Annotated in this window: 18 protein-coding genes; 9 read left to right on the top strand and 9 right to left on the bottom strand. The window is 66.0% G+C overall.

The genetic code is table 11. The features are described from left to right. Positions 1 to 216 precede the first annotated feature (216 nt). The 3 genes from VB734_RS06980 to VB734_RS06970 all read right to left on the bottom strand — a co-directional run bounded on the left by VB734_RS06980 (position 217) and on the right by VB734_RS06970 (position 1,711). Positions 217 to 729 carry a hypothetical protein gene (locus tag VB734_RS06980; RefSeq protein WP_323243216.1) on the bottom strand — a complete coding sequence of 171 codons (513 nt, stop codon included), beginning with the start codon at positions 727 to 729 and terminating at the stop codon, positions 217 to 219. A gap of 5 nt (positions 730 to 734) precedes the next feature. Next, a complete protein-coding gene (locus tag VB734_RS06975; RefSeq protein WP_323243215.1) occupies positions 735 to 1,430 on the bottom strand; it encodes a hypothetical protein in 696 nt (231 codons plus the stop codon). Between the two features lie 65 nt (positions 1,431 to 1,495). After that, positions 1,496 to 1,711: a hypothetical protein gene (locus VB734_RS06970; RefSeq protein WP_323243214.1), complete on the bottom strand. Its 216-nt coding sequence runs from the start codon at positions 1,709 to 1,711 to the stop codon at positions 1,496 to 1,498. A gap of 280 nt (positions 1,712 to 1,991) precedes the next feature. Here VB734_RS06970 and VB734_RS06965 point away from each other — a divergent pair, with 280 nt between their 5' ends. The 4 genes from VB734_RS06965 to VB734_RS06950 all read left to right on the top strand — a co-directional run bounded on the left by VB734_RS06965 (position 1,992) and on the right by VB734_RS06950 (position 4,511). After that, positions 1,992 to 2,690, top strand: a complete 699-nt coding sequence (locus VB734_RS06965) for a hypothetical protein (protein WP_323243213.1) — start codon at positions 1,992 to 1,994, stop codon at positions 2,688 to 2,690. After that, positions 2,683 to 3,186: a hypothetical protein gene (locus tag VB734_RS06960; RefSeq protein ID WP_323243212.1), complete on the top strand. Its 504-nt coding sequence runs from the start codon at positions 2,683 to 2,685 to the stop codon at positions 3,184 to 3,186. The genes VB734_RS06965 and VB734_RS06960 overlap by 8 nt, the downstream gene beginning before the upstream one ends. Before the next feature lie 72 nt (positions 3,187 to 3,258). Beyond that, positions 3,259 to 3,804, top strand: coding sequence for a hypothetical protein (locus VB734_RS06955; protein ID WP_323243211.1), 546 nt, complete (start codon positions 3,259 to 3,261; stop codon positions 3,802 to 3,804). Further along, complete coding sequence (locus VB734_RS06950; RefSeq protein WP_323243210.1) at positions 3,801 to 4,511, top strand: hypothetical protein; 711 nt, start codon at positions 3,801 to 3,803, stop codon at positions 4,509 to 4,511. The genes VB734_RS06955 and VB734_RS06950 overlap by 4 nt, the downstream gene beginning before the upstream one ends. Here VB734_RS06950 and VB734_RS06945 read toward each other — a convergent pair. The 5 genes from VB734_RS06945 to VB734_RS06925 form a co-directional block, all read right to left on the bottom strand. Next, entirely contained in the window at positions 4,489 to 4,893 is a 405-nt protein-coding gene (locus tag VB734_RS06945) for a PPC domain-containing DNA-binding protein (RefSeq protein WP_323243209.1), read from the bottom strand. The two genes, VB734_RS06950 and VB734_RS06945, sit on opposite strands and share 23 nt — an antisense overlap. Beyond that, positions 4,890 to 5,483, bottom strand: coding sequence for a GNAT family N-acetyltransferase (locus VB734_RS06940; protein ID WP_323243208.1), 594 nt, complete (start codon positions 5,481 to 5,483; stop codon positions 4,890 to 4,892). The genes VB734_RS06945 and VB734_RS06940 overlap by 4 nt, the downstream gene beginning before the upstream one ends. 723 nt (positions 5,484 to 6,206) lie before the next feature. Next, the gene (locus VB734_RS06935; protein WP_323243207.1) at positions 6,207 to 6,599 is read right to left on the bottom strand and encodes a DUF302 domain-containing protein; all 393 of its coding nucleotides are present in this window, start codon (positions 6,597 to 6,599) and stop codon (positions 6,207 to 6,209) included. A gap of 8 nt (positions 6,600 to 6,607) precedes the next feature. Further along, a complete protein-coding gene (locus tag VB734_RS06930) occupies positions 6,608 to 7,204 on the bottom strand; it encodes a DUF305 domain-containing protein (protein WP_323243206.1) in 597 nt (198 codons plus the stop codon). A 240-nt stretch (positions 7,205 to 7,444) separates the two neighbouring features. Further along, positions 7,445 to 7,849, bottom strand: coding sequence for a heavy metal-responsive transcriptional regulator (locus tag VB734_RS06925; RefSeq protein ID WP_323243205.1), 405 nt, complete (start codon positions 7,847 to 7,849; stop codon positions 7,445 to 7,447). Between the two features lie 63 nt (positions 7,850 to 7,912). On the opposite strand from VB734_RS06925, the gene VB734_RS06920 reads away from it, so the two are divergent. The 5 genes from VB734_RS06920 (at position 7,913) to VB734_RS06900 (ending at position 11,384) form a co-directional block, all read left to right on the top strand. After that, on the top strand, positions 7,913 to 8,128 hold the full coding sequence (locus VB734_RS06920; RefSeq protein ID WP_323243204.1) for a DUF3721 domain-containing protein: 216 nt from the start codon (positions 7,913 to 7,915) through the stop codon (positions 8,126 to 8,128). A gap of 42 nt (positions 8,129 to 8,170) precedes the next feature. Beyond that, positions 8,171 to 8,425: a DUF3721 domain-containing protein gene (locus VB734_RS06915; RefSeq protein WP_323243203.1), complete on the top strand. Its 255-nt coding sequence runs from the start codon at positions 8,171 to 8,173 to the stop codon at positions 8,423 to 8,425. Between the two features lie 24 nt (positions 8,426 to 8,449). Further along, positions 8,450 to 8,776, top strand: a complete 327-nt coding sequence (locus tag VB734_RS06910; RefSeq protein WP_323243202.1) for a hypothetical protein — start codon at positions 8,450 to 8,452, stop codon at positions 8,774 to 8,776. Between the two features lie 77 nt (positions 8,777 to 8,853). Then, a complete protein-coding gene (locus VB734_RS06905; protein WP_416238046.1) occupies positions 8,854 to 10,956 on the top strand; it encodes a copper-translocating P-type ATPase in 2,103 nt (700 codons plus the stop codon). Beyond that, positions 10,956 to 11,384 (top strand): cupredoxin domain-containing protein, encoded by a 429-nt coding sequence (locus VB734_RS06900; RefSeq protein ID WP_323243201.1) that lies wholly within the window; start codon positions 10,956 to 10,958, stop codon positions 11,382 to 11,384. Before VB734_RS06905 ends, VB734_RS06900 begins: the two co-directional genes overlap by 1 nt. Here the strand turns inward: VB734_RS06900 and VB734_RS06895 are convergent. Then, on the bottom strand, positions 11,381 to 12,118 hold the full coding sequence (locus VB734_RS06895) for a DUF305 domain-containing protein (RefSeq protein WP_323243200.1): 738 nt from the start codon (positions 12,116 to 12,118) through the stop codon (positions 11,381 to 11,383). The two genes, VB734_RS06900 and VB734_RS06895, sit on opposite strands and share 4 nt — an antisense overlap. Between the last annotated feature and the right edge of the window lie 302 nt (positions 12,119 to 12,420).

Below are 12,420 nucleotides of genomic sequence, written 5' to 3'. Positions count from 1 at the left end.
ATCCCAATGGACTGATGAGCAAGACCAACCGGCGCCGGCTACGGCGTCAACAAGCCGGGGCTACAGCCTCACAGGGTGGGCCAGATTTCATGTCGCCGGAGGACCAATTCCGGATGTCGCTTGACACCAGGCTCTGAGGGACGAGCACCGTCAGAAGCTGGAGACTGCCCTGGCGGTGTATCAGCCCGGCTGAAGGGGCTTCAGCTGGTCGCGGTCTCAGTTGAGCGAGCGGACCCGACGCTGCTTGCGGGAGGCCTGCTCGATGGTCTTGAGCTCCTCGGCCTCCTGCTGCAGCTCACCGGCGACGGCCTCCAGGTCGTCTGCGGCGTCGCGCAGCTGGCTGCTCAGCTTGAGACCTTGCTCAATCGAGGCGCTGTAGGCCGCTGCCGCCTGATCAATCTCAGCGAACAGCTCTTTGTATTCCTCCGGTGGGTTCCGGTCCCACTCCTCCATGGCGACCGCCGCCTGCTCCAGGACCCCCAAGGCGGAGCGCCAGCTGGCCTTGAGGCGGAAATCGAGATGGCGCAGATCCACGTTGGCTCGCTTGAGCTCCTTGGTGCTGGAGACCTTTGCCAGGGCCAAGACCTGGCCCTTGAGGTCGGCCAGCGAGGGTTCCTTCTGCCGCGCAGACCTGGCTTGAGCCGGCGCCTTGGCGGTTGCCTTGGCCGCTGCCTTGGCTTTGGCGACTGGCTTGGCTCCTTTCACTGCAGGGGAAGACTTGCGGGGCATCGTGCTCACTCAGCGAGGTCCAGCCCCAGCTGCTCACCGCCGCGCAGTTGCTCCAGCTCCCGCCGCAGGGCCTGGCTGGTCTGCCGTTCGATCCTGAGGGCTTCGCTCAGCTCATCGCGCTCCCGCCGGTAGCGGTTGGTGTGGGCGACGCGGCCACCGAGGCTCTGGTTGTTCTTGGCCAGTTGCTTGCGGCGCTCCACCTCCGCTTCGAAAGCGCGCTGCAGCGCATCAAGCTCTTTTCGCAACTGGCTTTCAGCCTTGGATTGCTGCTGCTCCGTTCGCAGAGCCTCGTTCTCTGCTTGTAGGGATTCGATCCGCGACTCCAGTCGCAGGATCTTGACATCCCTCCCTTTGAGGATGTCTTTGAGCTTGGTGATGAGGGCCAGCAACCCTCTCTCCTTCTGGCGGTGATCGAGAGCCTGTTCCTCACATTGGCGGGCGTAGTCACGCAACAGCCCTGTGCGGCGCTGCAGCACCTTGGCTGTGCACTCGTATTTGATGATCGCGATGACGCGGCAGCGCTCCAGTTCATCAAGCTCCTGAACAGGTTTCAGCCGCCGCAGTTCGTCGTAGTTGGTGCACTCATGCCGTAGCTCCTGGGTGGTGACATGCTCGCGCGCCCCTAGGCGCGTGAGGTTGGTCAGCCGCACCCGGTCGTGCCAGTAATCAAAGAGCGCTTTCTGGTCTGCACCGCCGAGCATCCCGAAACCCTCCTGACCAGCACCAGATCGCCAGCCGATCCTAAGGAGCGTCATCGCTGCAGGCCTCAGCGCAGAGGAGCCGGGCCTGCGGTCCGGCGGCTCTCCAGCCGCAGGATGCGTTGGGCATGCAGGTCGGTCTCCGCAGACCACTGCACGGGCGGCTCTGGCTCCTGCATTGGCGGATCTGGCGCCCCAGACAGCGGAGAGGGTCGGTTCATGGTGGCAACGATGGGAAGCACCACCAGCAGCTCAGCCGCGAGGAGCAGGTCGATTTGGGGCATGGCGAGAGGGGATCAGGCGTCAGTGAGCACAGCCTCAGCCCCTTGGCCCCGTTCTGAATCAATTCTCCTGCGAAAGAGCAGCGACCGCAGACGGCCTTGGTCGGACTGATTCCGCTTTGTTCGGACGATTCCGACGAGATTATGAAGATTGCCGCGGATCTGCAGCTCCTTCCGCACCCCTCTCGCCTCAGTCGCCACGCGGGGTGATGCCGGAACTATTCACCCCACGCATAGATCCAGCCTCCAGTGAATCGCTGCACCTTGCAGCTGCATTCGGAAGATGGAAGTCGATGTGCTGCCTGGCATGGTCTTCCTGCCCCCAACCTCTGATTTCCCACCAGATCCGGAACCACTGGAACGTGAGGTGCTCAACAGCACCTACCTGGAGCTGAGGAATTGCTACTCCAGCCTGATGCGCAGCCGGGCCCAGCATCGGCGCCTGGCCAACAAGGCCAAGGATGAAACCACTCTGCTCAAGGAACGGATCACGGCCCTGGCCAGCCGTGACCTGCCCCAACGCAAGGAACTCTACGAGCTGCTGGAGATCGTGACGGCGATCGCCGGTGACATCGAAGATGCTGGCGATGATCTGGTGAATGGCTTTAGCCGCTACAAGAAAGGTCGCCATACCTTTCAAGGCGGTGGCTATCTCGGCGATCTGATGCGTGCGGTGATTCATTTCATCAATCGCTGGGGCCGCACCAAGGACCGCCTCGGCGATCTCAAGCAGAAGCAGCAGGAGCTGATCGATAAGTCGCAAGATCTGCTGACGCCGCCGCCACCCCCACCAGGCGGCAACGGCCACGGACCCGCAATCGCGACAACCCCGCCGCCCGGGGACGGTGTGCCGGGGCCCATCGACGTCAGCACGAACGGGAATCAGCCCCAGCAGCCGGCCGAGCCCACAGACCCTCAGCTGCAACCACCACAGCAGCCGCAGCCCCAGGATCAAGCCAAAGGAGCCGATGACCATGGGTGAAATCGCCGATACCCTCCGCTCCACCCTGCGGGAGCTGGCCCAGGCCGATGCCCGGCTCTATCGCGGCCTGGCGGAAGAATTGAGCGAGGGCGCCACCGCCGTCGAGGAACCCCGGGCCCTGATCCAGCCCGAGGGCGGCGCACCCGCCACGGAAGCCCAGCTGCTGGCCCTGAAAGGCGATGTCCTCCAGGAGCTCTGCGCGCAGAGGGGGATCAAGGTGGCCAAGCGCGCCCGGAAGGACGTGATGGTGGGCCTGCTGCTGGCGGATCCCAACGGCCCGCCCCCTCTGTCCCTGCTGCCCCCTCCCAAGACCAAAACCCCTTCAGGTGGGAAGGGGACGGGAGCTACGGGCGGCAAGGCCGGCACCGCTGAGCTCCAGGCCCTGGAGCAGCGCCTCGTTCGTTTGGAGCAACTGGTGCTGCTGATCGCTCAGCAGGTGGGCGTGCCCCAGGAAGCGATCGAGCGGTTGCTGCCGCCGGCTGCTCCGCCAACCTGAAGCCGCGCAGGGACAGGCAGGCTGGAGGCTCTATATTCGCTATTCGCGAATGCCGAATGGCCTGGTGCGACCGTGGCCCGCTCACCCTCCAATCCCCAGCTCGTCCTGCGCCCGCAGGATCTGGTGGTGCTCTTGCGTCTGGCTCTGGATCCAGGCCCGGCGCCCACCTATGCGGCCCTCGGCTCCGAGCTTGGCCTAACGGCCTCGGAGGTCCATGCGGCGGTGGAGCGTGCCGTGGCCGCCAGGCTGGCGATCAAGGATGAGGCTGGCAAGCCCTCCGTGGTTCGCGCTGCCCTGAAATCCTTCGTGCAGCACGGGGCCCGCTACTGCTTCCCGGCCACCCAGGGCGGGCTCAGCCGCGGTGTTCCCACCGGCTACGCCGCCTCCCCCCTCAGCGAGCAGATCCGCCCGGGCCATGACCCACCGCCGGTATGGCCGTGGAAGAAGGGAACGACCCGCGGTATTGCCTTTCATCCGCTCTACCCCACTGTCCCTGAGGCGGCGCAGCGCAACCCGGCTCTGGGGGAGCTGCTGGCCCTGTTCGACGCGGTGCGCGGCGGCAGCGCCCGGGAACAAGCCCTGGCGCTGGCCCTGCTGGAGGAGCGGCTGCAACCATGAACCCCAACGACCCCAACGTCTCCCTGCTGGAGCGGGCGGCTGAGCAGTTGGGTGAGGCGCTGCTCGAGCAGCTGGTCTTTGTCGGCGGCGCCGTGGCCGGTGTGCTGATCACGGATCCGGCGATGCCAGAGATCCGGCCCACCCAGGACGTGGATGTGATCTGCAGCGTGATCGCCAGGGCCGACTACCACCAGCTGGGGAGGCAGTTGCGGCAGCGGGGCTTCCAGGAGGACAGCCGGCCAGGGGCACCCCTCTGCCGCTGGTGCACAGACGATCTCATTCTCGATCTGATGCCAACCCAGGGCGAGATCCTGGGCTTCTCCAACCGTTGGTATCCCCTCGCCTTAGAGACCGCCCAGCTTCAAGAGCTGCCAAGTGGCTGCGCGATTCGGATCGTGACCGCACCAGTGTTCCTGGCCACCAAGCTGGAGGCCTTTCGCGGTCGCGGCCAGGGCAATTTTCTCTTCAGTCACGACCTGGAGGACCTCATGGCGGTGGTCGACGGCCGTGCCTCGCTGCTGGAGGAATGCAGGCTCAGCCCGCTTGAGTTGAGGAATGATCTGGCGGCTCAGTTCCTTGAGCTCTTGAAAACCTCTGCCTTCCTGGAGGCACTGCCTGCGTTCCTGCCGCCGGATCAAGCCAGCCAGCAGCGACTACCGGATTTGCTGGAGACCCTGCGGGCGATCACCGCTCTGGCTGAGCCTTGATCTGCAGCTCGGCGTAGCCGGTGGCCAGATCCAGCTTCCGGCTGAACTGCCACTCCGGCAGAAGACCGATCACCAGCTCCGCGGTGGTGCGCACCAGCGAACCCACGCAGAGGTGGCCGCCGATCACAGCGCCGCTGCTGCCTGAGATGGCGATGTGCAGGTGGACGCCATCGGGCGACAGGGTGCCGGAGAGGCTGAGGATCTCCAGGTCGCCCCTGATTGCCGTGGCCTCGGTCGCCCCCGCCAGGCGCAACTGGGCCACCGACATGCTGCCGACGGCGCTGAGCACGCAGCCGGCCTGCTCCTCCTGTTCGGCGATCCAGGCCTCCATCACCCGGCGCAGGTCGGCGCCCGGCTGCAGCCGCAGTGGTACCACCTTCATGGGGGTGGGCCCTCCACTAGGCCCTGGAACATCACCAGGGCGTCCATATAACCCAGCCGTTTGTGGAGGAATGCCCCCGGCAGGGTGCCGACCACCTGAAAGCCGTTGCGCTGCCAGCAGCGGATGCCGGCGGTGTTGGTGCTCACGACCAGGTTGAACTGCATCGCCCGGAACCCCAGCCGCCTGGCCGCCTGCAGGGAGTGCTGGCAGAGGCGACTGCCGATCCCCAGCCGCCGCGTCTGCTCGGCAACCACATAGCCAGCGTTGGCCACATGGGCGCCGAGCGCGAGGGAGTTGGGCCTCAGGTAGTAGGTGCCCACCACATCCCCGGCCGGATCCACAGCCACCATCACCGCCTGACTGTGCTCCACCCAGGCCTGCTGGGCCTCGGCCTCGCTGATGGCCGGGTCGTGGGGGAAGGTTTCACCAGCTCGGAACACCGGTTCCACCAGCGCCCACACCGCCGGCCAGTCGGTTGCCTCAAAAGGGCGGATCTGCAGGGGCGATCGGGGGGAGGTCAGAGGAGCGCTGGTGTGGTCTGGTGATTGTCCCCCCAACAGGAAGGCGCCCCGTGCGGGGCGCCTTTGCACCGGTTGAGGCGGTTCTCTCCTCACACGAGGGCTGCCGGTCGGGTGTCTGTGGTTCACGCATCGCCTGTCTGGGGCCTGGCAGGAAAGGAATGGGGATCACGTCTCTGGGAAGAGATGCTCGGGGCTTGACCTTCTCGGCTGTGATCCCGGCCCGGATACAGCAGCCCGGGGTTTCAACACGCGGGAAACAGAACTGGCGTATCGCTCTCTGTGGCTACGGGATGACGCTCGCGCCGCGTCACCGAGTTCACTGTTGTGTGTCGCATCGTTGGCGCACCTCCGCTGTGCACACCGGCTCAGGTGATCCCTGGCCGGACTCTGTTGGAGGGCGAGAATCGGGTTGGCTCCCGGGTCTCCCCTCAACTTCAAGGTACGTCCCTTTTCAGCTGGCGGTGGCCCGCTGGAGTGCCTGTTCCCGTACCTGCAGAAACCCAGTGAGCGCAATGATTCACAGGCTTCCTCATTGCCGTTGCCATCGAGATCGGTGTGCCCCTGGCGCAGCAGTTCCTGGGCGCGGGCATAGGAGCCGATCTCCCTACAGCGGTAGCGGTGACCACCCCTGTGGTGCCATCGGGGATCACGGCGCCTCTGCGGCCCCGGCGGTAGTCCCAGGGGCGGGTGATCCCACCCGGCACCTGCCTGACCCTGTAGCGCAGCCGGCTGGCCCGAAATTCAGCGTCCAGAGACTCCTTGGTCTCGCAGCCGCTCAGATACTGCCGCTAGCTAAGCCGCAGCGGCCTCGATGATCGCCGTTGTGGAGGCCTCCACCGCTCGTGCCAGCTCCTTCAGGGAGGGATCGGCCGAGAGGCTGGCGAGCATCGCCTCGGGGCGGATCATGCCGATGCGGGTCTGGCCGGCTTCGGTGTAGACGGAGATCCGGCAGGGCAGTGCCATGTTGAGCGCCATCGTGGTGCTGAGCACTGCGGCGGCCTGCTGGGGGTTGCACACCTCGAAGATGCGGCACTGCTCCGGGAACGGCTGACCTTTGCTGCGCAGGGTGAGGCCTAGATCATGCACGGCCAGCACGCCGAAGCCATGCTCCGCCACCGCCTCCTGCAGGGCGACGCTCGCCTCCTCGAAGGATTTCGGCGTGTCGGTGATGAAGAACGGATCCATGGGTGGCCTCAGGGTGTGCCGTACCAGCTGCGATACCACTGGGACATCTGCTGGATTTCATCGCTCTGCACCCGCACCATGGCCTGCTGCAACTGACGAAGCTCCGGGTGCTGCGAATTGGTCTGGGCCATCGAGGCCATCATCACGCCCATCTGGTGGTGGGGAATCATCTGCTCAATGAAGGCACGGTCGAAGTCAGGGGCTGCGCTCAGGGCAGAGAGGTTCGTGCCACCACCCATCTGTCCCATGCCCATGCCCATGCCCCCGCCCATGCCCATTCCTCCACCCATGCCCATGCCGTTCTGCCAACCCCAGCCTGTGCCCGGACCCCAGCTGGGCACATCTTTGCCAAACCACTGCCGGTACCAGGCGCGCATCTGGGCGTTCTCGCTGGTCTGACTGGCCTTGATGCTCTTGGCCAACTCCTTGATCTCGGGCCGCTTGGCGCGGGTGAGGGCGAGATCGGCCATCGCGATCGCCCCGTCGTGGTGGGGGATCATCATCACGATGAACTGCTGATCCGAGTGGCCCATCCCCATCTGGCCCGGGCCACCCACGCCTCCTCGATACCCGGGCATGCCGGCACCGCCCCCGTAGCCGGGCATGCCTGCACCGCCCATACCCTGGGACAGGCACCGGGTGCCAGCCCAAAGGGAGACCGTAATGATGCCTCCCGTGGCCAGCAGCAGCACTGCTGGCCGTCCGAAGATTCTTCGGCGTGGATCGATGTTGGCCATCCTTTCGACGCCGCTCGCGAACTGTCCATCTCCAAGGTGGCCACGGGCTCGCGAGTGGATTGACAATCCAGCCGAATGTTCACGCGACCTCCGCCGGCCGGGGGCTGCTCAGACGTTGAGATTCGGGCAGATCACGGCCGTGTTCGGCGCTGGATCGCTTTGCCAGTTCTGCAGCAGGCTTTGCAGTTCCCTCCTGAACAGACGCAGCTCCCGCAGCCTTTCGTCCACCAGATCGATCTGCCGTTGGAGCTGCCGCTGGATGTCGCCGCAGGGGAGCTCCCCGGCATCGTGCACCGCCAGACACTCATGAATGTCATCAAGAGTCAGACCGAGGCTCTTGAGCCGCCGGATGAATTCCAGGCGCCGCAGACTCTCCTCACCGAACAGGCGGTAACCGCCTTCGCTGCGGCCCACCGCCGGCAGCAGGCCGAGATCTTCGTAGTAGCGGAGGGTCTTGATCGGCAGACCACTGCGGCCGGCAAGGGCCCCGATCTTCATGCCAACGGCTGTCATGGGCTTGACTCTCCTCCCGTGGGGAGACTCTAAACTGACCCAGGCCTGCTGCTCCATCACTCCGTGAACCGCATCGCTCTGGCTCTCCTCCTGTCGGCTGGCGCCTTGCTGAGCCCCGGCGTCGTTCGGGCCCAGGCCAACGACATGTTTCCCAGCAAGGCCGCTGCGGAACAGCGAGCCAAGGAACTGAAGTGCAGCGGCGCCTTCGCGATGGGCAAGGAATGGATGCCCTGCCAGAACTTTGGTGTCTATGAAAAAGCCATCTCCAAGGAGAAGTGACCCCACCGCCCCCGTTTCTTTGACCTTCCCAGCGATCACCCGATGAACCAGCGCCACTCCAGCCCACGTCTGCTAGGCCGCCGATGGGCCCTGCTGGCTGCCCTCTCAGCGGTGGCCTTCGCCCCGCTCCTCACCACTGCACCCGCTGCGGCCCACATGAAGGGCATGTTCAAGACCAAGCAGGAGGCGGAGCAACGCGCCGTCGAGCTCAAGTGCAAGGGCGCCTTTGCCATGGGCTCGCTGTGGATGCCCTGTGCCAATGAGCAGGCGCTCCACAAGGCCCTGCAGAACAACTGACCCCAAGCGCCGCCGGGGATCCCCATGAGCCGCCGCCACCTGCGCCGCCGCATCCATCGAGCCCTGGTGCCGATCGCAGCGATCCCCCTGATCATCACCGCGCTGTCGGGCTCGATCTATGGACTGATGCTGGCGAACAACATCGATGCCTTCTGGCTGCTCAAGGTCCACACGGGCAACTTCGGGGTGCTCAACCTGCAGCCCTATTACTCGGCGATCATCGGAATTCTCACCTTGATCATTGCCATCTCCGGCGTCGGACTGCTGCTCGGCGGCCCCCGAAAGGGAGCAACATCACTGAGCTCAAAGGCAAAAGATCAAGAACCAGGATACGAAAATCACGGGACATAACTCTCCATTTAACTGGACATCACTAGCGTGAAGGGATAGCCCCGCGCCAACGCCAGGTCCCTGATGTCACGCCCCCAATGAGCGCCCCTCCCCCCGGCCCACCCTGCTGCCATGCCGAGGGTCCAGCCGGATCGGCGGACGGCATGGAGCGGGAGCTGGCCCGGGAGCGCACCCTGCTGCGCCGCAAGGTCAGCGTTGCCGCCGTGCTCACTGTCCTGGTGATGGTCTCCAGCCTGCCCCACATGCTGGGGCTTCACAGCCTTCCGTACCTACCGCTGTGGTTCACCAGTCCCTGGACCCAGCTGATCCTCACCACACCGGTGTTGTTCTGGTGCGGACGTGACTTCTTCACCGGCGCCGTCTCGGCTTTCCGCCAGCACTCCGCCGACATGAACACCCTGGTGGCGGCCGGCACCGGCATCGCTTACCTCACCTCGCTGTTCACCACCCTGTTCCCGCAGGTGCTGATCGCCGAAGGCCTGCCGACCGACGTCTACTTCGAAACTGCCGCGGTGATCCTCACCCTGGTGCTGCTGGGCCGCCTGCTGGAGGCCCGGGCCCGCGGGCAGACCTCAGAAGCCATCCGGCGGCTGCTGCAGCTGCAGCCCCCCACCGCCCGGGTCGTGCGGAATGGACAACCGGTTGACGTTCCGGTGTCGCTGGTGGTGGTGGGTGACCTGGTGCAGGTGCGTCCCGGCGAAAAGATCCCGGTGGATGGGGAGGTGAGCGAAGGCACCTCCTGGGTGGAGGAATCGATGCTCACCGGTGAACCGACCCCCGTCGCCAAAGCCGCCGGTGATGCCGTGATCGGCGCCTCGATGAACCGCAGCGGCAGCTTCACCTTCCGCGTCAGCCGGGTGGGGGCCGACACGGTGTTGGCCCAGATCGTGGAGCTGGTGCGCCAGGCCCAGAGTTCCCGCACCCAGGTGCAGCGCCTGGCCGATCAGGTGGTGGGCTGGTTCGTGCCGGTGGTGATCGCTATGGCGATCACGGCCTTTGTGGTCTGGTTCCTGATCAGCGGCAACCCTGTGCTGGCGATGCTGTTTCTGGTGAGCGTGCTGGTGATCGCCTGCCCCTGCGCCCTCGGGCTGGCCACCCCCACCTCGATCATGGTGGCCTCCGGCAAGGGGGCTGAGAACGGTCTGATCTTCCGCAGCGCCGAAGCCCTGGAGACGGCCGGCAAGCTGCGCACCATCGTGCTTGACAAGACCGGCACCCTCACCCGAGGCCAGCCGGAGGTGACCGATTTCGAACGGCTACCCGGCGGCGTGCTGCAGGCCGGCACCCTGCTGGCGCTCACGGCCGCGCTGGAATCCCGCTCGGAGCACCCCCTGGCTGAAGCGATCACCACCTATGCCCGCAGCCAGTTGAAGGATGCCGACCTGCCTGCGGTGCAGGGATTCGAGGCGGTGGCCGGCCGCGGCGTGCAGGGGGTGGTCGCCGGCCAGCAGGTGCGGGTCGGCACCCCCCGCTGGTTCGAGGAGCTGGGCATCGACACCGCCGCCCTCAAGCCCCTGGTGGAGCGCCTCGAGGCCGCCGCCTGCAGTGTGGCGGCCGCGGTGGTGGACGGGCGGATCGAGGCCTGCTTCGGCGTGGCCGATCCCCTCAAAACCGGTTCAGAAGCTGCCGTGGCCGCCCTGCGGCGCCTGGGCCTGCAGGTGGTGATGCTCAGCGGTGACGCCCGCCGCACCGCCGAGGTGGTGGCAGACCAGGTGGGGATCGAGCGGGTGATCGCCGAGGTGCGCCCCGCCGACAAGGCCTCGGTGATTCGCAAGCTGCAGGAGCAGGGGGATGGCCCGGTGGCGATGGTGGGCGACGGCATCAACGATGCCCCCGCCCTGGCCCAGGCGGATGTGGGGATCGCCATGGGCACCGGCACCGATGTGGCGATCGCCGCCAGCGACATCACCCTGATCTCCGGCAACCTGGCCGGGGTGCCGGCGGCGATCGAGCTCAGCCGCGCCGCGATGGCCAACATCCGCCAGAACCTGTTCTTCGCCTTCGCCTACAACGTGGCAGGCATCCCGCTCGCCGCCGGCCTGCTGTTCCCCCTCACCGGCTGGCTGCTGAGCCCGATGATCGCCGGCGCCGCCATGGCCTTCAGTTCGGTGTCGGTGGTGAGCAATGCCCTGAGGCTGCGGAACTTCCGCCCCGCGCGCCTACCTCTTCCAACCACCTGATGCTGATCCTTGCTGCCGAAGCGCCCCTCTGGCGCACCATCGATCAACCCGTGGCCCTCAAAGGGCTGGTGGCCATGGTTGGCTTGCTGCTGATTGCCTGGCAACTGTGGTGGTTCCTCGGCCGCCATGGCGGTGGGGTGGCGGCCCGTGAGAGCGAGGCGGGCGTGCAGGAGATCACCATCACCGTCGATGGCGGCTATACGCCCTCAAGAATCCAGGTGAAGGCCGGCAGGCCACTGAGGCTGTCGTTTCACCGCATCGATCCGAGCGGTTGCGTGGCTCAGGTGATCTTCCCCGATTTCCACAAAACCCTCGATCTCCCCCTTGAGGCCACCACCAGCCTGGAGTTGCCGCCCACCGAAGCCGGCGTCTATCCCTTCCACTGCGGCATGAACATGGTGCGCGGAGTGCTGGAGGTGGTGGACTAGAGCGCAAATAGGGCGTCGTAGTTGTGATATTCGCTCTTGCGTAATCCATCCACCGCCAGCATCCGCCGCAGTTCGATGATCTCGGCGCGCTGGGCCACGATCACCCCACGAGCAAAGCGCCGGATCGTGGGGTTGGTGCTTTTGGCCAGGGCGTCGTGGGCCATGATCAGCGCCCCGCCATGGTGGTGGAGCATCCCCTCAAGGAACCACACCACCCGGTTGTCCCTGGTGGGGAGCTCACTCATCATTCGCATGCCATCGATCTGGGCCTGGCTCATGCGGGTGAGGCCGCTGAGGCTGTTCGGATCACCGCCGCTTGCCAGGGCCACGGGGTAGACGGGCGCCTGGGGATACCAGGCCTTGCGCCACAACCCCATCGCCCGGATCTCGTTGGCCTGGTCCCGCCAGATCGTCTTTCCGAGGGCTCCCACACCGGGGGATCCGATGTCGAAGACGAATTCGCTCATCCGTAGGGCGCCGGTGTGGTGCTGCACCATCCCGTCGATGAAGCGCAGGTCGTAGGTGGAGCCGGCGGGGCCCACGTCATGGGCATGGCCGGCATGGGCCGGCGAGGATCCGGCAGGGGCAGACACCCCAGGCATGTCCATCATCCCCGGCATGCCCTGGTGCCCTTCGTGATTCATGCCACCGGGCATCTGCGCCAGGGCAGGAGCCGCCACGCTGAGGGCAGAGGCGAGCCCGATCAAGGTGGTGGTGAAGCGGGACAGGCGCATGGCGGCAGGGTCACAACACCTCACCGTATGGTCTCCTCTTAGCTGGAGAGTCAAGGGGCAAGGGCGCAGCGTATCCGCGCCGGCCGATGCCATGCTTCCAGGGCTTGACTCTCCCCTCTACTGGAAGCCCTACCTTGAATCCAGGGAGCTGCGTCTCCCTCTGGCTGTTCGGAGGACCGCTGATGACCTCTCCCCTCAAGCGCCGGCAGGTGATGGGCCTGGGGCTCGCCGGCCTGGGTGTGGCGGTGGCCGGGCCTGCCCTCTGGGGACAGACGCAGCGCTCCGCCGCCCGGGCCCAGCCG

It is taken from the genome of Synechococcus sp. BA-124 BA4 (genome assembly GCF_034931165.1).
Note: the sequence above shows the minus strand (reverse complement) of the source record. Positions and strands in the feature narration are given on the sequence as shown.

Excerpts from the sequence above, each read along its gene's own strand:
- VB734_RS06980 (WP_323243216.1), bottom strand. The coding sequence starts at position 729 with ATGCCCCGCAAGTCTTCCCCTGCAGTGAAAGGAGCCAAGCCAGTCGCC.
- VB734_RS06975 (WP_323243215.1), bottom strand. The coding sequence starts at position 1,430 with ATGCTCGGCGGTGCAGACCAGAAAGCGCTCTTTGATTACTGGCACGAC.
- VB734_RS06970 (WP_323243214.1), bottom strand. The coding sequence starts at position 1,711 with ATGCCCCAAATCGACCTGCTCCTCGCGGCTGAGCTGCTGGTGGTGCTT.
- VB734_RS06965 (WP_323243213.1), top strand. The coding sequence starts at position 1,992 with ATGGAAGTCGATGTGCTGCCTGGCATGGTCTTCCTGCCCCCAACCTCT.
- VB734_RS06960 (WP_323243212.1), top strand. The coding sequence starts at position 2,683 with ATGGGTGAAATCGCCGATACCCTCCGCTCCACCCTGCGGGAGCTGGCC.
- VB734_RS06950 (WP_323243210.1), top strand. The coding sequence starts at position 3,801 with ATGAACCCCAACGACCCCAACGTCTCCCTGCTGGAGCGGGCGGCTGAG.
- VB734_RS06945 (WP_323243209.1), bottom strand. The coding sequence starts at position 4,893 with ATGAAGGTGGTACCACTGCGGCTGCAGCCGGGCGCCGACCTGCGCCGG.
- VB734_RS06935 (WP_323243207.1), bottom strand. The coding sequence starts at position 6,599 with ATGGATCCGTTCTTCATCACCGACACGCCGAAATCCTTCGAGGAGGCG.
- VB734_RS06930 (WP_323243206.1), bottom strand. The coding sequence starts at position 7,204 with ATGCCCGGCTACGGGGGCGGTGCCGGCATGCCCGGGTATCGAGGAGGC.
- VB734_RS06925 (WP_323243205.1), bottom strand. The coding sequence starts at position 7,849 with ATGACAGCCGTTGGCATGAAGATCGGGGCCCTTGCCGGCCGCAGTGGT.
- VB734_RS06915 (WP_323243203.1), top strand. The coding sequence starts at position 8,171 with ATGAACCAGCGCCACTCCAGCCCACGTCTGCTAGGCCGCCGATGGGCC.
- VB734_RS06910 (WP_323243202.1), top strand. The coding sequence starts at position 8,450 with ATGAGCCGCCGCCACCTGCGCCGCCGCATCCATCGAGCCCTGGTGCCG.
- VB734_RS06905 (WP_416238046.1), top strand. The coding sequence starts at position 8,854 with ATGAGCGCCCCTCCCCCCGGCCCACCCTGCTGCCATGCCGAGGGTCCA.
- VB734_RS06900 (WP_323243201.1), top strand. The coding sequence starts at position 10,956 with ATGCTGATCCTTGCTGCCGAAGCGCCCCTCTGGCGCACCATCGATCAA.
- VB734_RS06895 (WP_323243200.1), bottom strand. The coding sequence starts at position 12,118 with ATGCGCCTGTCCCGCTTCACCACCACCTTGATCGGGCTCGCCTCTGCC.